Raw genomic sequence first — 25330 nt, 5'->3', positions numbered from 1 at the left:
GGGGTCGGGGCAGGTCAGGGCGGGGTCAGCGAGTCGTGAGGGCGACTTCGGCCCACACCTGCTTGCCGCCGCCGAGCGGCACGGAGCCGTAGGACGCCGACACCGCCTCGACGAGCAGAATTCCCCGGCCACCGGTCGCCTCCCAGTTCATGTTCGACGGTTTGACGGGCGTGCGCGGCGACGCGTCGCTCACCGCCACCCGCAGGCGCTCCCCGGTGAGTGTGAGATCGACGCGGACCGGGCCCTGGGTGTGCACCAGGGCATTGGTGACCAGCTCGGAGACGATCAGCAGGGTCGCGTCGGACTGCTCGGCCACGTTCCAGGAACGCAGGGTGCGGGAGGTGAAACGGCGCGCGTGCGAGACGGCGTCGGGCAGTCTCCACACCGTCCAGGCAGCCCGTAGCGGCCGGTCTCCTATTCCGTCGTAGCGCAGCAGCAACAGGGCCACGTCGTCGTCGCGCCGGTTGACGCCGCCGAGCAGTTCGTCGGCCATCCGTCCGGCATCGGCCGGGTCGGCGGTGGAAAGCAGGTCGCACACGCGGCGCATTCCGTCGTCCAGATGGAGGCTCGAGGACTCGACCAGGCCGTCCGTCAGCAGGGTGAGAACCGCGCCGGGGGCCAGTGCGAACGTGGTCATCGGGTATTCCGCCTCCGCGAGCACGCCCAGCGGAGGCCCGCCCTCGATCTCCACCTCCCGGGTGACGCCGTCCGGGGCACGCAGCAAGGGCGGCAGGTGCCCCGCCCGCACGCACCAGGCGTCGCCCTCCTCCATGTCGATGGCGACATAGCAGCAGGTGGCGAAGAGGTCGGTCTCCATGCCGACGAGCAGGCGATTGGCGCGGGAGACGACCACGTCGGGCGGGTGGCCCTCCACGGCGTAGGCCCTGATCGCCGTACGCATCTGGCCCATGATCGTCGCGGCGCCCGCGTTGTGTCCCTGTACGTCCCCGACAACCAGCGCCACGCGGTTTTCGCCGAGCGGGATCACGTCGTACCAGTCGCCACCCACCGTGAGTCCCACGGTCGCGGGCAGATAGCGGGCGACGGCCACTGCGCCGGGCAGCCGCGGAAGCTTGCGCGGCAGGAGGCTGCGCTGGAGCATCGTGGCAAGCTCGTGCTCGGCATCCAACGCACGGGCGCGTACGAGTGCCTGCCCCACCAGGCCCGCGGTCGCGGTGAGCAGGTAACGTTCCTCCGGCCCGAACTCGTGCGGCTCGTCCCATCCGACCAGGCATGCGCCGACCACCCGGCCTTCGGCCGGGAGCGGCAGGACGGCAAGACCGCCGGGGCCGATGCCCGCGAGTCCCGGTTCGAGGTCGGAGCCCGCCGTCCACAGGCTCGCACGGGCCTCGCGCAGCGCGGCTTCCAGCGTGGGCAGGGCGCGGGCGGGGGCATCGGGCCACTCGGACCGCCATTCGGACCGCCAGAGCTCGGGCCAGGCATCGGGTTCGGGTGGGTCGAGGACCGTGACCACCAGCCGGTCGGCCTCGAGTTCGGCGAGAGCGACCCGATCGGCTCCCAGCGGGTGACGCAGGGCGGCGACCACTGCCCGGCTGACGTCCCGGACGGTCATCGCACCGGCCAGTGCGACGGACAGCCGCTGAATCCTGGAGACCTCGTCGGCGCTGGGCCGCAGATGCGAGGCGTCGGCGAGCACGCCGAGCACCCGCTCGGGCCTGCCGTCGCCGTCCGCCAGCAGCCGGCACCGCAGGCGCAGCCAGCGCAGCTCTCCGGTGGGGCGGCGGATACGGAATTCGAGTTCCCGGCCGCCGGCGGTCATATGGCCCGGGTCGACGATGGACATGAGCGCGGGCAGGTCGTCGGGAACGGTGTGCGCCAGCAGGGTCTCCACGCGTCCGTCGAAGTCGTCCCGCGGGATGTCGACGAGGTCGAGCACCCGGCCGTCCGCGTCGATCTGCCCGCTGCTCAGAACCAGGGTGAACGAACCGACGCTGAGGCGGTCCAGGGCGGGACCCAGTACCGGCCCGGGCCCCGAGGTGCCGATGGCATGGGTGCCCGCTTCGCCTCCCGCTTCGAGCCATGCGGTGACCTGGTCGGCGTAGAGCTCCAGAAAATTGCGCCGTTCGGCGTCGAAACCGTTGCCGGCGTCGTCCACGACGACCAGGCAGCCCAGCGGACTGCCGTTCGCTCCGAGCGGCAGTGCGCCCATGGAGATGTTGGCGGGCTGCGTCCCGTCAGGGTTCTCGCCGTAGGCGGCGAGCCCCACCGCGTTCAGCCACAGGGGGCGGCCGGCGTGGAAGGCGTCCACGACGGGCGTGTGAGAGGACAGGTCATAACTGGGCGACAGCCCGTACGAGGCACCGGGACCTCCGGCCGATTCGGTCAGTCGCAGACGGCCGTCCCTCTTGCCCAGCACATAGACAGCGGCCAGCACCGCCCCGCCGAAGACCCTGACCTGTTCTCTCACAGCCCGCAGCGCCTCCGTAGCCGGGAGTGGCCGCAGTCGGTCCGTGTCACCGGCCCGTGCTTCGGTGGCGCAATCGTCGGACGTCTCATCATCCCTCGCCTCCGACCGGTCTTCGCCGGGCGAGCCGCCCTCCGAGGCGGCCCGTCCACCTCGTCACCCGTCCGGGACCAGTCACTTCCCAGCGTAGGGAAGGCGGGGGCCACGTGCGGGATTCTACGGAGCTTCCACCGCTCCGGCCCGTCCGAGGACGAGGTCGCGGGGCCCGGCAGGGACAGTCAGGAGGTCGAAGAGTGGCAGCCCGTCGGGCCGCGGACGGAGGGACGTCCGTCGTCTGAGTCGTCTGAGCCGTCTGAGCCGTTCGAGTCCTCTCCGTCCTGTCGGTCGCCGAGTAGCTCTCGGTCGGCGCAGTCCGCGCAGTCGGGATGCTCTTATGGATGTCAAGCGGCGGTTGTGAGGTGACTCGGGGCCGCTGCTGTGGCGTTGGTGGTGGTCAGGACGTGGAAGATCTCGCGGGCGATGAACCGCTTGAGGCAGCGGATGATCTCCTTCTTCGAGAGGCCTTCTTTGGTGCGTCGTTCCATGTAGGTGCGGGTGCGCTGGTCCCAGCGCAGCCGGCAGAGAACGATTCGGTAGAGGGCGGCGTTCGCGGCGCGGTCGCCGCCCCGGTTGAGGCGGTGGCGGTGGGTGCGGCCGGATGAGGCCGGCAGTGGGGCGACGCCGCAGAGCATCGCGAACGCGGCCTCGGAGCGGAGCCGGCCGGGGTTGTCGCCCGCGGTGACCAGCAGTTGGCCCGCGACGTCCGGGCCGACGCCGTTGAGCTCGCTCAGGACCGGGTTGATCTCCTGGGTGAGTGGGGCTATGAGCTCGTCCAGTTCGTCGATCTCCTGGCCCAGGTCGCGGTGGCGGCGGGCGAGGGAGCGCAGGGCGATCTTCGTCGCGGTGACCGGGTCGCCCGCCTGGCCGGGGCTGGGGCGGAATGCCGCGCAGATGGTCAGCAGGTCCTTGTCCTTCAGGTGCCGCAGCATGGTGCGGACCCCTTCCGGTGCGGTGATGATCAGGGTCTTGATCTGCCGGGTGACGTCGGCCCTTTGCTGGACCGCGCTGCGGCGGGCGACCCGCAGGGCCCGCAGGGCCTCGACGCGGCCGTCACGAAACTTCGGGGTGCCGGTGCGGCGTTCGGCCAGCGCGGCCCGGGCCGCTGCCTCGGCGTCGACCGGGTCGGACTTGCCCTGCCAGCGACGGGTCTTGCGGTCCGGGCGGTCGATCTCGACCACCGTCACGTCGTGTTCACGCAGGTGGCGGGACAGGCCCGCGCCGTAGGCTCCGGTGCCCTCAACTCCGACCAGGACCAGGACGCCGAAGGAGCGGAGCCAGGTCAGGAGCTTGCGGTATCCGAGCGCGGAGGCGGGGAACTGGGCCGAGCCCAGGACCCGGCCGGCCGCGTCGACCGCGGCCGCGGTGTGGGTGTCCTTGTGGGTGTCGACGCCGCCGGTGACCTCGACCTCATGCTGTGCCATCGTGGATCGTGCCGTCCTCTCCATTCGACCGGGCAGGATGGCACCCGTCGGCCGGGAGGGCGGACAAGACAGTGATGGGGCCTCTGGCCAGGCTCTTATGAAGTCACGCCCCCCGGTCCGGCGGATGCACGCGAGCGCCCCCCGGCCGGAGCCGACAAATCCCGTTGAGGACCCGAAGTCAGTCAGTCGGTGGGTCAGACCCCGCCGGGGAACGCTCACGTACATCCTCACTGTCAGTCGTCGATGCTGTCCATGACGTCGCCGAGGTCGACGAACTTGAAGCCGGTGGCCTCCCGCTCGCCCTGCGCCGGTGTGTCGTGGCCGTCCTGGACGACGAGCAGGCCGCGCGGGTACTTCTTGCCGAGGGGTGCGTTGAGCACAGCGGCCCCGTCGCACTCCTCGGAGCCGTCGAGGCTCTGCGTGGCGGCGGTGACGCGGAAGCCGCCCTCGTACTCGTTGTCGTCCCCCGGCTCGCGGTCGTACAGCGCAAAGGTGTTGTCGCCCTGGCTGGAGGTCAGGAGATACCCGTCGCCGTCGGACTCGGTGAGCAGCGTCAGTCCTTCGACGTCCGCCGCGAGCCGGGAACCGCCGAAGCCCGGGTCGACGCCTGGGGCGCACTCCTCGGTCTCCTCGTCGTAGACACCCGGGACGCCGTACTCGCGCACCCTGTCGACCAGTTGCGGCGGGCGCGTCAGATCGGCACGCATCCGCCAGATGCCGACGTCCTCCTGGCCCGCGTACAGAATTCCGTTGGCCGGGTCGATGACCATGCCTTCGACCTGGGGCAGTTCGCCGGGTTCGGCGCACGGGGTCCAGGAGGAGCCGTCGGGCAGGCGGAAGGAGGAGGGCAGGTCGAGAGTGCGCAGCTTGCGGTATCCGACCGTGCCGCCGGGGGTGGCGGTCAGTTCCAGCAGGGCGATGCTGGTCCGGCTGCGGCGGCTGACCAGGGCGTACGAGCGGCCGGTCGCCCGGTCGGTCCAGGTGGCCAGGCCGTAGGCGGTCTGCTGGTCGTTGATCTCGTCCTGGTCGGCGGAGAACACCGTAGGTGCGGCGGGGTCGGTGATGTCGGTGAGCGGGCCGCCGGGACGGTCACGATCGATGCGGTGGATACGGAGCCGGTCGTGACCGCGGTCGGTGGTCACCGCGATGTCGGTCCGCCCGGACGGCAGCCGCAGCCCGTGCACGAGGTCCACGTTGTTGAACCGGCCGGGTGCGTCGTCCGGCCGTGGCGCGGCAGGCGCCGCGATCGACTGCACCTGGCGGGCGTCGAGGCCGTAGACCCGCAGTCCGCCCTCCTTGACTGTGGCGATCACCAGACTGCGGCCCGGGTCGGCGGCGTTGCGCCAGATCGCGGGGTCGTCGGCATTGGCGTTGCGCCCCGTCTCGTCGTCGTACAGCGTGGGCGTCTCGGCCCGGGGGGTGACGGCGGGCAGTTGTTCCACAGCGGCGGTACGCGCCTCGGCGGGCACGGCTGCGGCGAGTGCGGCGAGAGCCGTGACCAGGGCGAGGGCGGCCGGACGGGCGGAACGGGGCCTGCTCACGAAGGCGCTCCTCCATGTCGGGAACACGACGATCACTCAGGTGAGCGTGGAAGCAGGGTGTGGCGGCCCGGCATCCAGCAGGGGATTCTTGCATGTGCACGTCATGAATTCGAGGATACGGCCGGGCTCCGGACGGCCCGCCGGACCCCGCGCACGGCGGCGGGACGCGAACGTCGTCGGCGCGAACAGGCATTGGGGCGCGAGGACCACCATGATCAGCGACCTCCGCCGGCAGGCCACGACACGGCGGTGACGGCGGTCGCGACGGCAACCGCCGCCAGACGGCGGTAGTCGATGGTGTCCGGCGTGTCGGTCGGCCGATGATAGTGAGGGTTCCGGAAGTTCGCCGTACCGGTGAGCATCAGGGCCGGAATTCCCGCGTTCCAGAAGGCCGCGTGGTCGCTGCGGCCGAGATGGTTCACCGGGGGCACCGCGAGCCCGGCGAGCGCGCCCAGCGGGCCGTCCGGACGCGGGTCGCGCAGCGTGATGACGGGCAGCGAAGGCTCCGCGACCTTCGCCGCGCGGCGCCACAGGGAGGCCGCCGCCCGGGTCGAGCGCCGGTGGACCACCAGGGTGAAGTCGCCCCGCTGCCCGCCCGCGCGGATCGTGGCGGCCACGCCGGGAAAGGCCGCGCCGAATCCGGCGGGCACGAGCTGAGTTCCGGGCCCGCCCGCGAAGAAGCCGACCGACTCGAGGCAGATCATGCCCACGATCTGCCGGGTGCGGCGGAGCCGCCGGGCGGCGACCCGCGAACCGATCAGCCCCAGCTCCTCCATGTCGAAGAACATGAGAGTGACCGCGGGCGGCCGCGGCAGCCTGCCGAGCAGGCGCGCGATCTCCAGCAGCGCGGCGACTCCGGAGGCGTTGTCGTCGGCGCCGGGGCTGCCGTCGACGGTGTCCAGGTGTGCTCCGACGACCACTGTGGGGCGGTCGTCGCCTCCGGGCAGCCCAGCCAGGAGGTTCGCGCCGGCCAGCCGCCGGTGCAGACGGAGTCCGAGCGCAAGCGGGTGATCGCCGCGGCGGTCGGTGGACCCGAGCCGCCACCGTACGTCGAACGGCTGCCGCTCGGTCCGCCAGCCCGCGGCGGCCAGTTCACTCGTCACATGGGTCTCGGCGCGCAGCATGGCCTCGGGGGCGCGGGTCCGGCTGCGCGGGCGGTCGGCGAGGAATTCCACGTCGTGCCGAAGACGCAGCGGGTCGGCCCGCCGGGTCAGTTCACGTACGAGCGAGGGCACATCGGGGTCGGGGAGCATGTCAGGGCCGGCCCCGCGCGGACGGGGCCGGAAGGCCGGCGATCCGGTCGAGGTCCCGCGGGGCGAACTCCGCCGACTGCTCCCGGAAGAGCCGGCATGGGCCGCCGTGCATCAGGAGCACGGTGTCACCGCCTTCGCCTTCGTCGCCTCGCCTCGTCGACACAGATCAGCCGACTCTCCTCAAGGGTGGTGCACGTCGCCGGCGTTTGCCTGTTGGATCAGATGCTGCCGGTCCGGGGACCGATCCCCTCACGGAGTGTTCGGCTCAAGGAACTCGTCGTCCAGCACAGCGATCTCGCCCACGCCCGCGGCGCATGCCATCGGCCCGCGTCCGAAGTCGCCACCGCCACCGCCACCGCCACGAGCTGAATCAAGTCCGTTGCTGATCCAATGCCGGTTGGACACTATGGCCCGATGCGCCGCCGTGAGTACTCCGGGCCCGTGCAACTGCGGGCCATGCAAAGCCTTGCCGTCCGGGTCTTCCCGACCACCGGCTACCGGCACATCGGTGATCTCGCCTGGAACGCGTGTCTCTGCCCGGACCGCGCCGACGAGTCCCCGACAGCCGTGTGGACCGAGGGTGACCGGACCCTGGCCTGGGGCTGGCTGGAGTCGCCGAAGGAGTTGATGCTCCAGGCCGACCCGAGTCACCCGGGCCACCCGGAGCTCGTCGACGACGTACTGGCCTGGGCGGAGCGGACCGCCGACGGGCCGCTGAGCGTCGACGTCGCCGAGACCGAACCGCATCTGGTCGACGCACTCGAACGACGGGGCTACGCACGCGCCGCCGCCGACGCCCCCTTCATGGCTTGTCTCGGCCGTCCGCTGACCGGCCTGCCGGACATCCCGCCCCTGCCGGAGGGGTACACGATCCGCGCCCAGCAAGGACGGGACGATGTCGCCGGCCGGGCAGCGGCCCACCGCGCAGCCTTCGGGTCGACCCGGGTCACCACCGAACGCCATGCGCGCATGCGGGAGACGTGGCCCTACCGCCCCGGACTCGACCTCGTCGTGGCATCTCCCGCCGGCGAGATCGTCGCGTACTGCCAGGGCTGGTACGACGAGGCCAACGGCATCGGAGTGTTCGAGCCGGTGGGCACACACCCCGGCCACCGCCGCCTCGGCCTGGCCCGCGCCGTGTCCACCGCGGTCCTGCACGCGTTCGCCGACGCCGGCGGACACCGGGCCGTCGTCTACTCCCGCGGTGACGCCGGTTACCCCGTCCCCAAACTGGTCTACGAGTCGCTGGACTTCCGTACCTACACCCGGACACACACCTACCTCGGACAGCGCGGCGCATGAGTCCGGGGCTCCGAGCGAGGCGCATGAATCCGGGGCTCCGGCCGATGGCGGGAGGACCGGGCCGGACGCGTCACCTGCGACAGGGACAGCAACGAGTCAGCAACGAGTCCAGGCGGAAGACCCACCACCGACCGGTCCCCGGCGGCGCAACCGGCCGGGCCGGGTTCACCGGCTGATCCGAGAGCCGCTCGGCCACGACAGCCCGAGATGCGACTCGGCCGCCAGTATCGCCTCATGGGCGGTGCGTTGTCCCATCAGGACACACAGCGTGTACGTGAGGTCCTCGAGCCGACGACGCCGGGCCAGGTTCTCCGGCTCAGCGAGAACCAGCAGCTCCCAGGCACGGTATCGGTGGAGCACCGCGGCGAGCACAGCCTTGTCCGGCAGAAGCATGATCTTCTCCCGACGTCATCAGCGTCAGCATGAGTACTTCGACTGGCCCATCCACTTTTGCACCGATTACCCCAAATGCGCAATCGGACACTCTCCGTAACGATGTCAGCGGTCGCCCGCCGGCTCTGCGCCGTGCCACACCGTGGTGACATTGCAGAACTCACGGATTCCGTGGGCCGACAGCTCCCTCCCGTATCCGGAGCGCTTGACACCGCCGAAGGGCAGCGCCGGGTGGGAAGCCGTCATGCCGTTGAAGAAGACGCCACCCGCCTCGAGGTCCCGCGCGAACCGCTGCACTTCCCCGTCGTCGCGGGTCCACACATTCGAACTCAGCCCGAAGGGCGTGTCGTTGGCGATGGTGACCGCCTCGTCGACGTCGGCCGCGCGGTAGACCGTGGCCACCGGGCCGAACGCCTCCTCCTGATGAATGCGCATGTCGGCGGAGACGTCGGAGAGGACCGTGGGCTCGTAGTACCAGCCCCGGTCCAGCGTCGGCGGACGCTGCGCGCCGCACCGTGCCGTCGCCCCGTGGCGCAGGGCATCCTCGACGAGCTCCTCGAGATCGGCGCGTCCCTGTTCACTGGCGAGCGGGCCGACGTCGACGGACTCCTCCATCGGGTCGCCCACGGTCAGATCCCGCATTCCGGCGGTGAAACGCTCGCAGAAGGCGTCGTAGACGTCGGCGTGGACGATGAACCGCTTGGCGGCGATGCAGGACTGGCCGTTGTTCTGCACCCGGGCCGTCACCGCCGTCTTGGCCGCCCGGTCGACATCGGCCGACGGCATCACCACAAAGGGATCGCTGCCGCCGAGCTCCAGTACGGTCTTCTTCACCTCGTCGCCCGCGATCGCCGCGACGGAGCGGCCGGCCGGCTCGCTGCCGGTCAGGGTCGCGGCGGCCACCCTGCTGTCGCGCAGGATGCCCTCGACCGCGCCGGAACCCACGAGCAGCGTCTGGAAGCACCCCTCGGGGAAGCCGGCGCGCCGGAAGAGATCCTCCAGGTACAGAGCGGTCTGCGGCACGTTCGACGAGTGCTTGAGCAGGCCGACGTTGCCGGCCATGAGTGCGGGGGCCGCGAATCGCACAACCTGCCAGAGCGGGAAGTTCCACGGCATCACCGCAAGGACGACGCCGAGCGGCCGGTAGCGCACGCTTGCCCAGGACGCCCCGGAATCCTTGAGGTCGGCGGCCGAAGGCTGCTCGTCGGCCAGTAGATCCTCGGCGTGCTCGGCGTACCAGCGCATCGCCTTCGCGCACTTCGCCGCCTCCGCGCGGGCGGCCGCGATCGGCTTGCCCATCTCGGTGGTCATGGTGCGGGCGATGTCCTGCTGGTCCTGTTCGAGCAGATCCGCGGCGCGGTTGAGGAGCCGCGCCCGCAGAGTGAACTCCGTGGTGCGGTGCTGCCCGAAGGCGGTTGCGGCGAGAGCCAGGCGCCGCTCGATCTCCTCGGGTCCCAGTGCCTCGAACGTCCTGAGCGTCTCACCGGTAGCGGGATTCACCGTGGCGATAGGCATGGAAATGTCCTCCTCGAGCTCGGTCCTTCGACCCTCGCCCGGTGAGGGCGGTCCCGCAAGGCGGAACGTCCGCCGGGCGGGCCCGTCGGCGCTACCGGCTCCCGCCGGTCAGCCGCAGCTGGATGTCCTTCTCCTGGTCACCGGCGGCCATGCCCTCCTCCTGCACCGCGAACGCGGAGGCAAGCGTCTCCATCAGCCGGTCCACCGCCCAGTAACCGCCCTGAATGCCGGCTTCCACGGGTGCCGTCAGCGGCACCGATTCGGCCGCGGCGTGCACGGGCGACACCTCGAACGTCGAGGTCCACACGGTCGTGCCGTGGCCGGATACGTATTGGGGTGCGTCGTCGTCGGCACGGTCCGAGGCGTACGACCTGGCCAGCACGTGGAAGACGGTGTCGGCATCCTCCTTCGAGCAGGCGCTGAGCGTCACCACGACCGGTGTCGTGTACTCCTGAGTGCTGTTCACGGTGATTCCTGCCTCTCCGGACGACGCTTCCTCCGGCTCGTGCGCGCCTCCGAGGTGCCCGCCTCCGGTGTCGTGGCGCTCGGAGACGGCTCGGAGGATGTCTCTTCCAGACTCGCCCGGCGCGGCTCCGGGTGCTACCCGGCGTCAGCCGGACGGCGCCGCCACAGCATGGCCGGCCCGCCTGAGCCGTACCCAGCCGAGCACGACGACCGACGCCACCGCAGCGACGGCGCACCAGGTGGAGACGAACTCCAGTCGCCACAGCGCCGCGCAGATCACCGCTCCGGCCCCGACCAGGACGCCGAGCAGCCGCAGCACCGGATCACCACCGAGCAGCAGCGAGCCGACGGTGGCGAGGAGATAGCCCGCGATGATCAGCGCGGGGTGCGGAAGGTCGAGAAGGTCGAGAAGGTAGCCGAGGGGGGCGGCCGCGGATTTCAGCGGTCACCGGCCGGGTGACAAGGAAGTACGCCAGAGCGACGGCGGTGGCGAGCCCGGCGGCGGCCGGGACCATCAGCCGGCGCCGTGCGGGCGGCGGGTGCGGCGAGCAGGACGCCGAACGGCACCCACACCGCCAACAGGGGCAGGGCGATGACGGCCCAGACCGTGGTGGCGGGGCCCGTACCGCCGCCGGAACTCCAGACGACGGACTCGATGATCTGGTGGGCGCCCAGGAACAGCGGCAGAGCGGCGAGCGGCAGATCGCGGGCGCGGCGCAGCAGCGTCACGCAGGCGGCGCCGATCGTCGCGATGCCCACGCCCGCCACGAGGTCGGCCGTCGCACTCCAGCACATGACGCCACCCGAGGAGAGGAATCAGGGGCGAGTCACGCCATATCGGATGTGACCGGAGACGGTTGTTCCGGCTCGGCACAAGACCGGCACCACACCGGCACAAGACCGGCACCACACCGGCACAGGACCGGCATCACACCCGGATCCGGTCTCCGGCGCGGCGACCGGCGCACCACCGACCCGGTGACAAGGCCGGGCCGAGGCAGGGATGCTCTTATGGATGTCAAGCGGCGGTTGTGAGGTGACTCGGGGCCGCTGCTGTGGCGTTGGTGGTGGTCAGGACGTGGAAGATCTCGCGGGCGATGAACCGCTTGAGGCAGCGGATGATCTCCTTCTTCGAGAGGCCTTCTTTGGTGCGTCGTTCCATGTAGGTGCGGGTGCGCTGGTCCCAGCGCAGCCGGCAGAGAACGATTCGGTAGAGGGCGGCGTTCGCGGCGCGGTCGCCGCCCCGGTTGAGGCGGTGGCGGTGGGTGCGGCCGGATGAGGCCGGCAGTGGGGCGACGCCGCAGAGCATCGCGAACGCGGCCTCGGAGCGGAGCCGGCCGGGGTTGTCGCCCGCGGTGACCAGCAGTTGGCCCGCGACGTCCGGGCCGACGCCGTTGAGCTCGCTCAGGACCGGGTTGATCTCCTGGGTGAGTGGGGCTATGAGCTCGTCCAGTTCGTCGATCTCCTGGCCCAGGTCGCGGTGGCGGCGGGCGAGGGAGCGCAGGGCGATCTTCGTCGCGGTGACCGGGTCGCCCGCCTGGCCGGGGCTGGGGCGGAATGCCGCGCAGATGGTCAGCAGGTCCTTGTCCTTCAGGTGCCGCAGCATGGTGCGGACCCCTTCCGGTGCGGTGATGATCAGGGTCTTGATCTGCCGGGTGACGTCGGCCCTTTGCTGGACCGCGCTGCGGCGGGCGACCCGCAGGGCCCGCAGGGCCTCGACGCGGCCGTCACGAAACTTCGGGGTGCCGGTGCGGCGTTCGGCCAGCGCGGCCCGGGCCGCTGCCTCGGCGTCGACCGGGTCGGACTTGCCCTGCCAGCGACGGGTCTTGCGGTCCGGGCGGTCGATCTCGACCACCGTCACGTCGTGTTCACGCAGGTGGCGGGACAGGCCCGCGCCGTAGGCTCCGGTGCCCTCAACTCCGACCAGGACCAGGACGCCGAAGGAGCGGAGCCAGGTCAGGAGCTTGCGGTATCCGAGCGCGGAGGCGGGGAACTGGGCCGAGCCCAGGACCCGGCCGGCCGCGTCGACCGCGGCCGCGGTGTGGGTGTCCTTGTGGGTGTCGACGCCGCCGGTGACCTCGACCTCATGCTGTGCCATCGTGGATCGTGCCGTCCTCTCCATTCGACCGGGCAGGATGGCACCCGTCGGCCGGGAGGGCGGACAAGACAGTGATGGGGCCTCTGGCCAGGCTCTTATGAAGTCACGCCCCCCGGTCCGGCGGATGCACGCGAGCGCCCCCCGGCCGGAGCCGACAAATCCCGTTGAGGACCCGAAGTCAGTCAGTCGGTGGGTCAGACCCCGCCGGGGAACGCTCACGTACATCCTCACTGTCAGTCGTCGTCCTGACCGGCCCCGCCGTGCTCCAACGGCCGTCCGCAGCGCAGATTCCAGCGCCCGGCCCGTCCACTGAGCTCGGTCAGAGTCAGCGGCGCGACGTCCAGTCGCCAGAAGGCCTCCGTGGGCAGAGCCAGGGCATACACGATCGCCGCACGCACCACCGCGGGCTCGGTGAGCGCCAGGACGCGTCCGCCGTCGCCCGGCAGGGACTCCAGCCAGTCGCCGACCCGGCCGCACAGAGCCAGCAGCGACTCGCCCCCGTGCGGCGCGGCCGACGGATCGGTCAGCCATGCCGACACGCCCTCGGGCTCGCTCACGCCCACTTCCTCCATGCGCCGACCGCGCCAGTGCCCCATGTCCCAGCTCCGCAGCGCCGGTTCGTTCTCCGTACGAAGGCCCAGCGCGGCCGCGGTCTCACGGCAGCGACGGGAGGAGCCGCTCACCCGGCGATCGGCGTCCGGCAGCGCCCCGGAACCGGCAGCCGCCCGGGCCCGCCGCGTCCCGGACTCATCGAGCGGTACGTCGCCGTCGAAGCGAGCCTCGCGCAGTGCGGCGTTCATCGCCGGTGAGATCAACATCACCCGTACCGTCATTTCCGTTCTTCCTCTCCGTTGCGCAGCCCACGCCGCAAGCAGATCACGTACGTCGGGGCGTGTGAGCTGGGCGCGCGCGCCGTAGCGGTGCAGGCCGACAAGCGGTACGGTCGCGTGGACATGACGACGGTGTGACGGAAGACCGGTGAGAATCCGGCACGGTCGCGCCACTGTGAACCCGTACCTCTGCGGGAAGTCAGACCCGGCACCTTCGTCTCAGGCACCACGATCGGGACGCGTGTTCCCCCAGGAGGTTCTGCCATGGCTCACACTGCTGCGCCCGCCACCGGCACCCCCGCCATCACCCCCATCTCACTGAAGGCGATCGCCCCCTGGGCGCTGTTCTTCGGCATTCTGATGCTGGTCCTTCTCTACTTCGTCGGCGCCGAGCAGGGGGCCACCTCGCTCATCGCCGGCGAGAACGTGCACGAATGGGTCCACGACGGCCGTCATCTGCTCGGCTTCCCCTGCCACTGAAAACCGGGGGGACCAACCCATGAACTCCATCTCCGTCAGAGCCCTGCTCATCCGCGGCATGCTCGCCGGTCTCGTGGCCGGTGTCCTCGCCATGGCCGTCGCCTACTTCATCGGCGAGACCCCCGTGGACGCCGCCATCGCGTTCGAAGAAAGCCACAGCCACGAGCACGGCGGCGAGGAACTGGTCACCCGGGCCATGCAGTCCACGGCTGGACTCGCCACCGGTGTACTGGTCTTCGGCATCGCCATCGGAGGCATCGCCGCCCTCGCCTTCAGTGTCGCGCTCGGCCGCATCGGCCGGTTCGGCCCGCGCGCCACGGCCGCCCTGGTCGCCCTCGGTGCGCTGCTGACCGTGTACATCGTGCCGTTCCTCAAGTACCCGCCGAATCCGCCGGCCGTCGGTGATCCCGACACGATCGGCCAGCGCACCACGCTGTACTTCCTGATGGTCGTGCTCAGCGTCCTGCTCGCCCTCGCGGCGGTGATCCTCGGCAGGCGCCTGGCAGACCGACTCGGCAACTGGAACGCGACCGTCGCCGCCTCGGCCGCTTTCGTCGTTGTCATCGGGATCGCCTTCGCCTTCCTGCCCTCCTTCAACGAGGTACCCAAGGGCTTCCCCGCCACTGTGGTGTGGGACTTCCGGCTGGCCACTCTCGCCATCCAGGTCACCCTCTGGACCTGTTTCGGGCTGGTCTTCGGCCACCTCGCCGAACGCCTCCTCGTACCCGGGTCCGAAGCTGCGGCCAAGCGCAGCAACGCCTCAGGGACAGCCGCTGCTGCACGCTGACCCGCCATCGACAGAACCCGCCGGGGGCTTCCCCGGCGGGTTCTGCCGTTGCGGCTCCTGCTGATCGGCGCTCGGCGTCTGCGGAGTGCGCCGGCTTCCCGGCGTCGCCCGGTCGTCTGCCGCGCGGCGACACCGCCGCCGACCCGCCCGGAGCCGCCCCTGGCGGCACGACGCCCCCAGGACTGACAGCCGTGTGCCCCGGAACCCCACCGCACCCCCGCTCGTTGGAAGGAGTGAGGCCCCGCAGCGTCCCCCGTCTGCGGGGCCTCACCAGTACCCAGGGGCAGGCGGGTGCCCCTGCACACACGGAAGACCGGCTGGTGGCACACTGTGCGGCGATCCACCGAAGGAGCCACCGTGCCAATGATCCACAGCCTCCGTCGCGCGGTGCGCCGCGCCTACCGCCGCACCGTGGACCTCAGCCACCCGGCCAGGTCCCCGCTCGGCAGTGCGGTGGTGAACTGCGTGGTCTACGTCGAGGGCGTGAGGCAGCCCGGCGACTGCCCGGCCGACGAGGCGATCCGCCGGGTGCGCAAGGCGGGCAACGGCTTTGTGTGGATCGGCCTGCACGAGCCCACTCAGGAGGAGTTCACCTCCATCGCCGAGCTCTTCGCTCTCCACCCGCTGGCCGTCGAGGACGCCGTCAACGCCCATCAGCGTCCCAAGGTGGAGCAGTACGACGCGGTGCTCTTCGCCGTCTTCAAGACCGTCCGGTACGTCGAGCACGCCGAGCTGACCGCCACCAGCGAGGTGGTGGACACCGGCGAACTGATGGTCTTCATCGGACCCGACTTCGTGATCACGGTCCGGCACGGCGGGCACGGCTCGCTGGGCCCGCTCCGCGAAGCGCTGGAAGGCCGCCCGGACCAGCTGGCCATGGGGCCTTCCGCGGTCCTCCACGCCATAGCGGACCATGTCGTCGACGACTATCTCGCCGTCACCGCCGCGGTGCAGGACGACATCGACGCCGTCGAGACCGCCGTCTTCACCGAGCACGCCGGCCGGGGCGACGCAGGCCGGATCTACCAGCTCAAGCGTGAACTGCTGGAACTCAAACGGGCCGTGACCCCGCTCGACCGGCCCCTGCAGTCGCTCGCCTCGCACCCGAGCATGCTGGTCGACCGCGAGATCCAGCGGTACTTCCGGGACGTCGCCGACCATCTGGCCCGGGTCACCGAGCAGATCACCTCCTTCGACGCGCTGCTCGATTCGATCCTGCAGGCCCATCTGGCGCAGGTGACCGTCGCCCAGAACGAGGACATGCGCAAGATCACAGCCTGGGCAGCGATCGTCGCCGTACCGACCATGATCTGCGGTGTCTACGGAATGAACTTCGACCACATGCCCGAGCTGAGGTGGACGTACGGGTATCCGGTGGTCCTCGGCGTCATCGTCGTCACCTGCTTCACCCTCCACCGGCTGTTCCGCCGCAACGGCTGGCTCTGAGCACCCGCACCGCCGGGGAGGCGATCGCCTTCCGCACTGCCCGCTCAGGCCCCGACGGTCCCGTCGATGCCCTCCCGCAGGAAGTCGGCGTGGCCGTTGTGCCGGGCGTACTCGTGGATCAGGTGCAGCATCACCATGCGCAGCGAGACATCCTCGCCCCACCTGGCCTGGTAACCCGTCACATCGAGCGACTCCGCCTTCTCCTCGATCCGGCGCGCGTGTGCGACCTCCGTCCGCCAGGCGTCGAACGCCTGCGAGCGGGTGGATCCGGTCGCGTCGTACGCCACCTGGTAGTCGTCCTCGTCCGACCAGACGAGCGGGATGTCCTCGCCGTTGATCACTCGCCGGAACCAGGCACGCTCCACCTCGGCCATGTGCCGCACCAGACCGAGCAGGGAGAGCGTCGAGGGCGGCATCGCCTGACGGCGCAGTTCCTCGTCGGAAAGTCCGTCGGTCTTCATGACGAGCGTCGCGCGGTGGTAGTCGAGGTAGGCGCGCAGCGTCTCGCGCTCGTTCCCCGTCCGGGGCGGGCCGACACGTTCGTCCTTCACTGCTGGTTCCTTCCGGTTCGCAGCGGGCGGCACGAAGTACATGATCAGACTACGGGGGCCGTGCCCCGGGCGGGAGTTGAGCTCCCAGCGGATCTGTTTCGAGGCCCCTCGAGACCCCTTGAGCCTCCTCGGAACTCCTCGGGAATCCTCGGGACGAGCTCGTGGGCGGCCGTACCGCCGGATAGGGCACCGCGTGCAGAGGATCAAGAGCGGGCCGGAGAGTGCAAGGTCACAGCCCTGAGCCCTCCTGCACCTTTGGGCCCTTGACCTAGCATCTGAGCATGACGGTCCTCCCCGATGACGGGTTTTCGCCGGCCGCCGAGTTCCCGGATGCAACCCCTGAGCAGTGGCGGCGCCTTGTCGAAGGCGTGCTGCGCAAAGCGGGCAAGGATGTCCAGGGCACGGCGGCCGAGGACGTGCTGTCCACGGCCCTCGAGGACGGGCTCACCACCCGCCCTCTCTACACCGCGAGCGACGGCGCGCAGAGCCCCGGGTATCCGGGTTTCGCGCCGTTCACCCGGGGCGGCAGGGCAGAGGGCGGCGCGGTCTCCGGCTGGGATGTACGCCAGCGCCATGACCGGCCCGATCCGGTCCGTACGAACGAAGCCGTGCTCGCCGACCTGGAGAACGGAGTCACCTCCGTATGGCTGGCCGTCGGCGCGGCCGGAGTGCCGGTCTCCGGTCTCGGCGCGGCTCTGGACGGCGTGTATCTCGACCTGGCTGCCGTGGTACTGGAGGCGGGTGCCGAATTCGATTCCGCCGCCCGGGAGTTGCTGCGGCTGTACGAGGAGCGGGGGGTGGCCCCCGAGGCCGCGCTCGGCAATCTCGGCGCCGACCCTCTGGGGTACGCCGCACGCACCGGACAGTACGACGACATCGCGGCGCACACGGCCGCCGCGGCCGAGCTGGCGGTGCTCTGCGACCGGCAGTACCCCGGGCTGCGGGCGCTGAGTGCCGACGCGCTGCCGTACCACGAGGCCGGGGCGTCGGCCGCCGAGGAGCTGGGCTGCTCGCTGGCCACCGGCGTGGCCTGGCTGCGTGAGCTCACCGCTGCCGGGCTGTCGGTGGAAGCGGCCTGCGGTCAGCTGGAGTTCCGGTACGCGGCCACCGCCGACCAGTTCCTGACCATCGCGAAGCTGCGCGCCGCGCGGCGGGTGTGGGCCCGGGTCGTCGGGGCGTGCGGGGCGGATCCCGCCGCCGGCGCCCAGCGCCAGCACGCGGTGACCTCCGCGGTGATGATGACCCGGCGCGACCCGTGGGTGAACATGCTTCGGACCACCGTCGCCTCGCTCGCCGCGGGCGTGGGCGGCGCCGACGCGGTGACCGTCCTGCCCTTCGACCACGTGCTCGGCCTTCCGGACGGCTTCGCCCGCCGGATCGCGCGCAACACCTCGACCATCCTGGTCGAGGAGTCGCACGTGGGCCGGGTCATCGACCCGGCAGGCGGCTCCTGGTACGTGGAGCAGCTCACCGACGAGCTTGCGCAGGCTGCCTGGGACTTCTTCCAGGAGATCGAACGCGCCGGGGGCCAGGAGGCCGCGCTGCGCAGCGGTCTGGTGTCCGAGCGGCTCGGTGCCACCTGGCAGAGCCGCAGCAAGAATCTCGCCAGGCGGCGTGAGCCGGTCACCGGCGTGAGTGAGTTCCCGCTGCTCGCCCAGGCACCGGTCGAGCGCGACCCCGCGCCCGCCGCGCCGGTGGGCGGTCTGCCGAGGGTGCGTCGCGACGAGGCGTTCGAGGGACTGCGTGCCCGCTCGGACGCGCATCTGGCCGCGACCGGAGCACGGCCGCGGGTATTCCTCGCGGCCCTCGGCCCGGCGGCCGCGCACACCGCGCGCGCGTCCTTCGCCGGCAATCTCTTCCAGGCGGGCGGTATCGAACCGGTCCACGATCCGGTGTCGGTCGATGCGGCCTCGGCCGCCGAGGCGTTCGCCCGCAGCGGGGCCTCGGTGGCGTGTATCTGCTCCAGCGACGCGCTCTACACCGAGCACGCCGGTCCGGTGGCAGAAGCGCTCAAGTCGGCCGGCGCGGTGCGGGTGTACCTCGCGGGCCGTCCGGGCGAACAGCGTGAAACGTATGAACGGGCCGGAGTCGACGAGTTCGTCGTCGCGGGCAGCGACGCGGTCGCCGTCCTCACCTCCGTCCTCGACCGGATCGGAGTGGCGTGATGCGGATCCCGGACTTTTCAGAAATCGAGCTCGGGCCCGCCGATGCGGGCGGAGTCACCGAGGACCAGTGGCGGGCGGCCGTCAAGGAGAACACCGGCAAGGGCGACGACGACCTGGTGTGGGACACACCTGAGGGCATTCCCGTCAAATCGCTCTACACCGGGGAGGATCTGGCGGGTCTGGACTTCCTCGGCACCTACCCCGGTATCGCGCCGTATCTGCGGGGCCCGTACCCGACGATGTACGTCAACCAGCCGTGGACGATCCGGCAGTACGCGGGATTCTCCACCGCCGAGGAGTCCAACGCCTTCTACCGGCGCAACCTCGCCGCCGGGCAGAAGGGTCTGTCGGTCGCCTTCGACCTGCCGACCCACCGCGGTTACGACAGTGACCACCCGCGAGTGACGGGCGATGTCGGCATGGCCGGTGTGGCCATCGACTCGATCTACGACATGCGCCAGCTCTTCGACGGCATCCCGCTGGACCGGATGAGCGTGTCGATGACGATGAACGGCGCGGTGCTGCCTGTTCTCGCGCTGTACATCGTGGCCGCCGAGGAGCAGGGCGTACCGCCCGAGAAGCTGGCCGGGACCATCCAGAACGACATCCTCAAGGAGTTCATGGTCCGCAACACCTATATCTATCCGCCCCGGCCGTCGATGCGGATCATCTCGGACATCTTCGCGTACACCTCGCAGAAGATGCCCCGCTACAACTCCATCTCCATCTCGGGCTATCACATCCAGGAGGCCGGGGCCACGGCCGACCTGGAGCTGGCCTACACCCTCGCCGACGGCATGGAGTACCTGCGGGCCGGTCTGGGCGCGGGCCTGGACGTGGACGCCTTCGCGCCCCGGCTGTCGTTCTTCTGGGCGATCGGCATGAACTTCTTCATGGAGGTCGCCAAGCTGCGGGCCGCGCGGCTGCTGTGGGCCAAGCTCGTCAAGAAGTTCGACCCGCAGAACCCCAAGTCGCTCTCGTTGCGCACCCACTGTCAGACCTCCGGCTGGTCACTGACCGCGCAGGACGTGTTCAACAACGTGACCCGCACCTGTGTGGAGGCGATGGCCGCCACCCAGGGGCACACGCAGTCGCTGCACACCAACGCCCTGGACGAGGCGCTGGCGCTGCCCACCGACTTCTCCGCGCGCATCGCCCGCAACACCCAGCTCCTGCTCCAGCAGGAATCGGGGACCTGCCGGGTCATCGACCCGTGGGGCGGCAGCGCGTACGTCGAGAAGCTCACCCACGACCTTGCCCGGCGTGCCTGGCAGCACATCGAGGAGGTCGAGGCCGCCGGCGGCATGGCCCAGGCCATCGACGCCGGTATCCCCAAGCTGCGGGTCGAGGAGGCCGCGGCCCGCACCCAGGCGCGTATCGACTCCGGACGTCAGCCCGTCATCGGCGTGAACAAGTACCGGGTCGAGACCGACGAGGCGATCGACGTACTCAAGGTCGACAACTCCTCGGTGCGCACCCAGCAGGTCGAGAAGCTGCGACGGCTGCGGGAGGAGCGCGACGAGCAGGCCTGTCAGGATGCGCTGCGCGCCCTGACGGCCTCCGCCGAGGCGGGCCCCGGCTCGGGCATGGAGGGCAACCTGCTGGCGCTCGCGGTGAACGCGGCGCGCGCCATGGCGACGGTCGGTGAGATCTCGGACGCTCTGGAGAAGGTGTACGGACGGCACTCGGGTCAGATCCGTACGATCTCCGGTGTGTACCGAAACGAGGCCGGCACTTCGCCGGCGGTGGAGCGCACCCGCACCCTGGTCGAGGAGTTCGAGCGGGCAGAGGGCCGCCGTCCGCGCATCCTGGTCGCCAAGATGGGCCAGGACGGCCACGACCGCGGACAGAAGGTGATCGCCACGGCCTTCGCCGACCTCGGCTTCGATGTGGATGTCGGCCCGCTGTTCCAGACCCCGGCCGAGGTGGCCCGCCAGGCCGTCGAGGCGGATGTGCACATCGTCGGGGTCTCCTCGCTGGCCGCCGGGCATCTCACGCTGGTGCCCGCGCTGCGGGAGCAGCTGGCCGCCGAGGGACGGGAAGACATCATGATCGTGGTGGGCGGGGTGATTCCGCCCCAGGACGTCCGGACGCTGCACGACGCGGGTGCGGCCGCGGTCTTCCCGCCCGGCACGGTGATCCCGGACGCGGCACAGGATCTGGTGAAGACCCTGGCCGCCGCGCTCGGCCACGAGTTGTGAGCCGATGGCACCCACGATCGACATCGAGCGCTATGTCAAGGGCGTACGTGACGGGTCGCGGGCGTACATCGCCCGCGCCATCACGCTCGTCGAGTCCACCCGTGCCGACCATCGCGCTCTCGCTCAGCAACTGCTGACGGAGCTGCTGCCTTACTCGGGCACAGCCCGGCGGGTGGGCATCAGCGGGGTGCCGGGCGTCGGCAAGTCCACCTTCATCGACGCGCTCGGCACCATGCTCACCGGTCTCGGCCACCGGGTCGCGGTACTCGCCGTCGACCCTTCGTCCACCCGTACCGGCGGCTCCATCCTGGGCGACAAGACCCGGATGGAGCGCCTCGCCGTGGACCCGGCGGCGTTCGTACGGCCGTCCCCCACCTCGGGCACCCTGGGCGGGGTGGCCAAGGCCACCCGTGAATCCATCATCGTGGTGGAGGCCGCCGGCTACGACGTGGTGCTGGTGGAGACGGTCGGCGTCGGCCAGTCGGAGACCGCCGTGGCCAACATGGTGGACTCCTTCCTGCTGCTCACCCTCGCCCGCACCGGCGACCAGCTCCAGGGCATCAAGAAGGGCGTACTGGAGCTGGCCGATGTGCTTGCGGTCAACAAGGCGGACGGCCCGCACGAACGCGACGCCCGCTCCGCCGCCCGCGAACTCGCCGGTGCGCTGCGGCTGATGCACCCCGCCGACGCCGCCTGGACTCCCCCGGTGCTGTCCTGCAGCGCCCGCGAGGGCAGCGGGCTCGACACCCTCTGGGAGCGGCTGGAGCAGCACCGGACTCTCCTCGACTCGACCGGCCGGCTCGCCGCCAAGCGCCGCGACCAGCAGATCGACTGGGCCTGGACGATGGTCCACGACGAGCTGCTGGACCGGCTGCGCAACCATCCCGAGGTACGCAGGCTCGCACCCGGCCTCGAACAGCAGGTACGGGACGGGGAGTTGACAGCGACACTCGCCGCCGAGCGGATTCTGGAGGCGTTCCAGCGACGCTAGCGGATCCGGGGGCAGGCCACGGGCCCGTGCTGGGGCGCCGCCCCAGACCCCGCACCTCAATCGCCGGCGGGGCTGAAGTTCAGCCCCCCAGGGCCCCCGGACGAAGTCCGGGGGAGACTGAGGGCACGGCCGACGGCCGTACAGGGAGTCTGGGGCTCAGCCCCGGTTACTCGCCGGGCAGCGCGGACCTCACCTCGTGCGCCGCGGCCACCAGGTTCTCCAGTGACGTACGGACCTCGGCCCAGCCCCGGGTCTTGAGACCGCAGTCGGGGTTGACCCACAGCCGCTCGGCGGGAATCGCCTCAAGTCCCTTGCGCAGCAGGGTCGCTGCCTCGTCGGCACTCGGGACACGCGGGGAGTGGATGTCGTACACACCCGGTCCGACTTCACGCGGATAGCCCGCGGTGGCGAGCTCGTCGGCGACCTGCATATGGGAGCGGGCTGCCTCCAGGCTGATGACATCGGCGTCGAGGTCGTCGATGGCCTGCAGGATGTCGCCGAACTCGGCGTAGCACATGTGTGTGTGGATCTGGGTGTCCGCGCGGACCCCGGCGGTGGTGAGCCGGAACGCCTCCGTCGCCCAGGCCAGATAGGCCTCGTGGTCGGCGCTGCGCAGCGGCAGGGTCTCCCGCAGGGCGGGCTCGTCCACCTGGATGACCGAGGAGCCCGCGGCCTCCAGGTCGTTCACCTCGTCCCGCAGGGCGAGGGCGACCTGACGGGCGGTGTCGCCGAGCGGCTGGTCGTCGCGGACGAAGGACCAGGCGAGCATGGTGACCGGGCCGGTGAGCATGCCCTTGACCGGGCGGTCGGTCAGCGACTGGGCGTACGAGGTCCAGCGCACCGTCATCGGCTCGGGCCGGGAGATGTCGCCGGCCAGGATCGGCGGGCGGACGTAGCGGGTGCCGTACGACTGCACCCAGCCGTGCTGGGTGGCGAGGTAGCCGCTGAGCTGCTCGGCGAAGTACTGCACCATGTCGTTGCGTTCGGGCTCGCCGTGCACGAGGACGTCGATGCCGGTCTTCTCCTGGAAGGAGATGACCTCGCGGATCTCGGCATCGATCCGCTCGTCGTAGCCCCCGGTGTCGATACGCCCGGCCCGCAGGTCCGCCCGCGCGGTGCGCAGTTCGGTGGTCTGCGGGAAGGAGCCGATGGTGGTCGTCGGCAGGAGGGGCAGACCGAGGCGCGCGCGCTGAGCTGCGGCCCGCTCGGAGTACGGCAGGCTGCGGCGGGCGTCCGTGTCGGTGACGGCCGCGCTGCGGGCACGTACGGCCGGGTCGTGGGTGAGCGCGGAGGTGGCGCGGGAGCGCAGGTCGGCCCGGTTGGCGGCCAGTTGGGCGGCGATGCTGTCGTTGCCCTCGGTCAGCCCGCGGGCCAGGGTGACCACCTCGGCCGTCTTCTGGCGGGCGAAGGCCAGCCAGCGGGCGACCTGGGTGTCCACATCGCGTTCGGCGGTGGCGTCGAGGGGCACGTGCAGCAGGGAGCAGGACGGTGCCACATCCACCCGGTCGGCGAGGCCGAGCAGGGTGGCGAGCGTGGCCATCGACCTGCCCAGGTCGTTGATCCAGACGTTGCGGCCGTCGACCACTCCGGCGACGAGCCGTTTGCCGGGCAGACCGCCCACGGCGGCGAGGTCGTCGAGGTTGGCCGCGGCGGCGCCGGTGAAGTCGAGCGCGAGACCGTCGATCGGGGCCTTGGCCAGGACGGGGAGCGCCTCGCCGAGCCGGTCGAAGTAGGAGGCGACCAGGATCTTGGGGCGGTCGGTGAGCGCGCCGAGGTCCCGGTAGGCGCGGGCCGCGGCGTTGAGCACGGCCGGGGTCCGGTCCTGGACCAGGGCGGGCTCGTCGAGCTGCGCCCACTGCCCGCCCGCGGCCCGCAGATCACGGAGCAGCTCGGCGTACACCGGCAGCAACCGGTCCAGCAGGGTGAGCGGTTCGAAGTCGGCGGCGACGCCCGGGGCCGGCTTGGCGAGCAGCAGATAGGTGACCGGGCCGACGAGCACCGGGCGCGCGGTGTGGCCGAGCGCGAGGGCTTCCTTCAGCTCGCCGACCTGCTTGGCGGAGTCGGCGGAGAAGACGGTGTCGGGGCCGAGTTCGGGGACGAGGTAGTGGTAGTTGGTGTCGAACCATTTGGTCATCTCCAGGGGCGCGACATCCTGGGTGCCGCGGGCCATGGCGAAGTATCCGTCGAGTGTGCCGGCTTCGACGGCCGCGCGGTGGCGGGCGGGGACGGCGCCGACCGCGACGCTGGTGTCCAGTACGTGGTCGTAGTACGAGAAGTCTCCGGTGGGCACTTCGTGGATTCCGGAGTCGGCGAGCTGCTGCCAGTTGGCGCGGCGCAGTTCTGCGGCGGTCTCCTGGAGGGCGTCGGCACTGACGCGGCCCTTCCAGTAGCCCTCGATGGCCTTCTTCAGTTCCCGGTTCGGGCCCTGGCGGGGGTAGCCGTGGACGGTGGCCCGGGCTCCTGCGGCTGCGGATGTGCTGGTCACGGAACTCTCCTTCGCGAGTACTCGTCAGTGACCCCGGAACGGGTCGTGGGACGCGAAGGAACGGCAACCGGAGCAGCCACCCGCACACCTGGAGGTGTGCCCGTGCTGCCCATAGCGCCGACCCGCCCACGAGGTCACCGAGATCTCCGCGCGCGTGGGTCGCGCACGGGCAGTGGCAGGTCTTCGGACTTGCGGGCACGTCTTCGCCGTACGAAGACACCTACTGGCCGTCGCTTCCCAGACCCGGTGCCGGGTCCAGTGCGTATGACGGCGGTCGTTCCCACTTACCGCTGCGGGGCAGTTCCGGATTTCCACCGGATTCCCTCTTGCGACGCACCTGTCTGGCGGACAGGGCGAACCATCTGCAGGGACCACCCTAGGCTCTCGCCCGCCCGGCAGAACACCCAGCCCGCATGACGGGCCCGTACGGCCGCGCTCACCTGCACGCCGTGTCCGAACGGGGAGGCTGCGGCATGTCGGGGCCCATCATTCATGACCCGAAGGCCACTGTCAGTGCCACACGAGATGCTTGACGGTCCGACATCTTCACGAGGGGCAGACCGAGATGACCGATCCCGAGCTCGCCGCGGCGCAGGCGTACGTCCGGCTTCTTCAGACCACCCGGGCCGTCCTCGCCGATCCAGAGCAGTCCGACGCCGCCCTCCCCCTGCTCAGCGCGCCGATCACCGAGGCGGACGAGGCACTGTGCGCCCTCGGACTCGCGGGCAACGAGGCCGAGTTCTTCCAGCTGATCAGCAGGCGGCTCCCCGGTGCGTCCCCGAAATGTCCTGGCACTGCACCAGCGGATTTCGGGGTACAACCTCCCGCTCCCCGTACGGATCTACTCCAGTGACTCGCCCAACTCATGGGCACAATTCAAGA

At 70.9% G+C, this 25330-nt stretch carries 20 protein-coding genes, 1 pseudogene and 1 riboswitch; of the genes and pseudogenes, 8 read left to right on the top strand and 13 right to left on the bottom strand.

Going from position 1 to position 25330, the window contains the following annotated elements:
• Nucleotides 1–25: 25 nt before the first annotated feature.
• From OG883_RS37015 to OG883_RS36995, 5 genes are all read right to left on the bottom strand, one after another.
• A complete protein-coding gene (locus OG883_RS37015) occupies nt 26–2437 on the bottom strand; it encodes a SpoIIE family protein phosphatase (RefSeq protein WP_266553155.1) in 2412 nt (803 codons plus the stop codon).
• Between the two features lie 428 nt (nt 2438–2865).
• Nucleotides 2866–3945 (bottom strand): IS110 family transposase, encoded by a 1080-nt coding sequence (locus tag OG883_RS37010; RefSeq protein WP_266538647.1) that lies wholly within the window; start codon nt 3943–3945, stop codon nt 2866–2868.
• Between the two features lie 233 nt (nt 3946–4178).
• Nucleotides 4179–5486 (bottom strand): phytase, encoded by a 1308-nt coding sequence (locus tag OG883_RS37005; protein WP_266551027.1) that lies wholly within the window; start codon nt 5484–5486, stop codon nt 4179–4181.
• A 215-nt stretch (nt 5487–5701) separates the two neighbouring features.
• A complete protein-coding gene (locus OG883_RS37000) occupies nt 5702–6739 on the bottom strand; it encodes a M28 family peptidase (RefSeq protein WP_266551025.1) in 1038 nt (345 codons plus the stop codon).
• Between the two features lies 1 nt (nt 6740).
• A complete protein-coding gene (locus tag OG883_RS36995; RefSeq protein ID WP_266551024.1) occupies nt 6741–6902 on the bottom strand; it encodes a hypothetical protein in 162 nt (53 codons plus the stop codon).
• A gap of 251 nt (nt 6903–7153) precedes the next feature.
• On the opposite strand from OG883_RS36995, the gene OG883_RS36990 reads away from it, so the two are divergent.
• Nucleotides 7154–8041 carry a GNAT family N-acetyltransferase gene (locus tag OG883_RS36990; RefSeq protein WP_266551022.1) on the top strand — a complete coding sequence of 296 codons (888 nt, stop codon included), beginning with the start codon at nt 7154–7156 and terminating at the stop codon, nt 8039–8041.
• A gap of 165 nt (nt 8042–8206) precedes the next feature.
• On the opposite strand, the gene OG883_RS36985 is transcribed toward OG883_RS36990, so the two are convergent.
• The 6 genes and pseudogenes from OG883_RS36985 to OG883_RS36960 all read right to left on the bottom strand — a co-directional run bounded on the left by OG883_RS36985 (nt 8207) and on the right by OG883_RS36960 (nt 13345).
• Complete coding sequence (locus tag OG883_RS36985) at nt 8207–8434, bottom strand: DUF5133 domain-containing protein (RefSeq protein WP_266551020.1); 228 nt, start codon at nt 8432–8434, stop codon at nt 8207–8209.
• A 105-nt stretch (nt 8435–8539) separates the two neighbouring features.
• Nucleotides 8540–9949, bottom strand: a complete 1410-nt coding sequence (locus OG883_RS36980; protein WP_266551019.1) for an NADP-dependent succinic semialdehyde dehydrogenase — start codon at nt 9947–9949, stop codon at nt 8540–8542.
• 91 nt (nt 9950–10040) lie between these two features.
• Complete coding sequence (locus tag OG883_RS36975) at nt 10041–10415, bottom strand: hypothetical protein (protein WP_266551017.1); 375 nt, start codon at nt 10413–10415, stop codon at nt 10041–10043.
• Nucleotides 10416–10559: 144 nt separating this feature from the next.
• A pseudogene (locus OG883_RS36970) lies at nt 10560–11209 on the bottom strand (DUF6629 family protein).
• 223 nt (nt 11210–11432) lie between these two features.
• The gene (locus OG883_RS36965; RefSeq protein WP_266538647.1) at nt 11433–12512 is read right to left on the bottom strand and encodes an IS110 family transposase; all 1080 of its coding nucleotides are present in this window, start codon (nt 12510–12512) and stop codon (nt 11433–11435) included.
• 233 nt (nt 12513–12745) lie between these two features.
• Nucleotides 12746–13345: a histidine phosphatase family protein gene (locus OG883_RS36960; protein WP_266551015.1), complete on the bottom strand. Its 600-nt coding sequence runs from the start codon at nt 13343–13345 to the stop codon at nt 12746–12748.
• Nucleotides 13346–13606: 261 nt separating this feature from the next.
• Here OG883_RS36960 and OG883_RS36955 point away from each other — a divergent pair, with 261 nt between their 5' ends.
• The 3 genes from OG883_RS36955 (at nt 13607) to corA (ending at nt 16055) form a co-directional block, all read left to right on the top strand.
• Nucleotides 13607–13822 (top strand): CbtB-domain containing protein, encoded by a 216-nt coding sequence (locus tag OG883_RS36955; RefSeq protein ID WP_266551013.1) that lies wholly within the window; start codon nt 13607–13609, stop codon nt 13820–13822.
• Between the two features lie 19 nt (nt 13823–13841).
• On the top strand, nt 13842–14609 hold the full coding sequence (locus tag OG883_RS36950) for a CbtA family protein (protein ID WP_266551012.1): 768 nt from the start codon (nt 13842–13844) through the stop codon (nt 14607–14609).
• A gap of 363 nt (nt 14610–14972) precedes the next feature.
• Nucleotides 14973–16055 carry a magnesium/cobalt transporter CorA gene (gene corA, locus OG883_RS36945; protein ID WP_266551010.1) on the top strand — a complete coding sequence of 361 codons (1083 nt, stop codon included), beginning with the start codon at nt 14973–14975 and terminating at the stop codon, nt 16053–16055.
• Between the two features lie 44 nt (nt 16056–16099).
• On the opposite strand, the gene OG883_RS36940 is transcribed toward corA, so the two are convergent.
• Nucleotides 16100–16606, bottom strand: a complete 507-nt coding sequence (locus OG883_RS36940; protein WP_266551004.1) for a DinB family protein — start codon at nt 16604–16606, stop codon at nt 16100–16102.
• Between the two features lie 281 nt (nt 16607–16887).
• Here OG883_RS36940 and OG883_RS36935 point away from each other — a divergent pair, with 281 nt between their 5' ends.
• The 3 genes from OG883_RS36935 to meaB are packed head-to-tail and all read left to right on the top strand — an operon-like array spanning nt 16888 to nt 21963.
• A complete protein-coding gene (locus OG883_RS36935) occupies nt 16888–18771 on the top strand; it encodes a methylmalonyl-CoA mutase family protein (protein ID WP_266551003.1) in 1884 nt (627 codons plus the stop codon).
• The gene (gene scpA, locus OG883_RS36930) at nt 18771–20972 is read left to right on the top strand and encodes a methylmalonyl-CoA mutase (RefSeq protein WP_266551001.1); all 2202 of its coding nucleotides are present in this window, start codon (nt 18771–18773) and stop codon (nt 20970–20972) included. Before OG883_RS36935 ends, scpA begins: the two co-directional genes overlap by 1 nt.
• A gap of 4 nt (nt 20973–20976) precedes the next feature.
• Nucleotides 20977–21963 carry a methylmalonyl Co-A mutase-associated GTPase MeaB gene (gene meaB, locus OG883_RS36925; RefSeq protein ID WP_266550999.1) on the top strand — a complete coding sequence of 329 codons (987 nt, stop codon included), beginning with the start codon at nt 20977–20979 and terminating at the stop codon, nt 21961–21963.
• Nucleotides 21964–22129: 166 nt separating this feature from the next.
• Here the strand turns inward: meaB and metE are convergent, their stop codons facing one another.
• The gene (metE, locus tag OG883_RS36920; RefSeq protein WP_266550997.1) at nt 22130–24448 is read right to left on the bottom strand and encodes a 5-methyltetrahydropteroyltriglutamate--homocysteine S-methyltransferase; all 2319 of its coding nucleotides are present in this window, start codon (nt 24446–24448) and stop codon (nt 22130–22132) included.
• A 156-nt stretch (nt 24449–24604) separates the two neighbouring features.
• Nucleotides 24605–24826: riboswitch (cobalamin riboswitch) on the bottom strand.
• A 187-nt stretch (nt 24827–25013) separates the two neighbouring features.
• Here metE and OG883_RS36915 point away from each other — a divergent pair.
• Nucleotides 25014–25301, top strand: a complete 288-nt coding sequence (locus OG883_RS36915; protein WP_266550996.1) for a hypothetical protein — start codon at nt 25014–25016, stop codon at nt 25299–25301.
• Nucleotides 25302–25330: the final 29 nt, after the last annotated feature.

The organism is Streptomyces sp. NBC_01142, from assembly GCF_026341125.1.
Taxonomy (GTDB): Bacteria; Actinomycetota; Actinomycetes; order Streptomycetales; family Streptomycetaceae; genus Streptomyces.
Note: the sequence above shows the minus strand (reverse complement) of the source record. Positions and strands in the feature narration are given on the sequence as shown.